Raw genomic sequence first — 583 nt, 5'->3', positions numbered from 1 at the left:
ATCGATTTAGGTTATTGTTTTTACGGTTCTGTTGCAAAGTAAAAAAATATAGCTAACCACTAATTTATCATGTCAGTGTTCGCTTAACTTGCTAGCATGATGCTAATTTCGTGGCATGGCGAAAATCCGTAGATCTGAAGAGACCTGCGGTTCTTTTTATATAGAGCGTAAATACATTCAATACCTTTTAAAGTATTCTTTGCTGTATTGATACTTTGATACCTTGTCTTTCTTACTTTAATATGACGGTGATCTTGCTCAATGAGGTTATTCAGATATTTCGATGTACCATGACAGTCAGGTTTAAGTTTAAAAGCTTTAATTACTTTAGCCATTGCTACCTTCGTTGAAGGTGCCTGATCTGTAATTACCTTTTGAGGTTTACCAAATTGTTTAATGAGACGTTTGATAAACGCATATGCTGAATGATTATCTCGTTGCTTACGCAACCAAATATCTAATGTATGTCCCTCTGCATCAATGGCACGATATAAATAGCTCCATTTTCCTTTTATTTTGATGTACGTCTCATCAATACGCCATTTGTAATAAGCTTTTTTATGCTTTTTCTTCCAAATTTGAT

Annotated in this window: 1 protein-coding gene; it reads right to left on the bottom strand. The window is 34.0% G+C overall.

Annotated elements, in window-relative coordinates; all coding sequences use genetic code 11:
• Positions 1-83: 83 nt before the first annotated feature.
• Positions 84-583, bottom strand: a 500-nt coding sequence (locus KA858_RS12645; RefSeq protein ID WP_210135849.1) for an IS6-like element IS257 family transposase, incomplete at its 5' end; no start/stop codon positions are given.

This window comes from Staphylococcus sp. GDX8P80P (assembly GCF_017893095.1).
Taxonomy (GTDB): Bacteria; Bacillota; Bacilli; order Staphylococcales; family Staphylococcaceae; genus Staphylococcus; species Staphylococcus borealis.
Note: the sequence above shows the minus strand (reverse complement) of the source record. Positions and strands in the feature narration are given on the sequence as shown.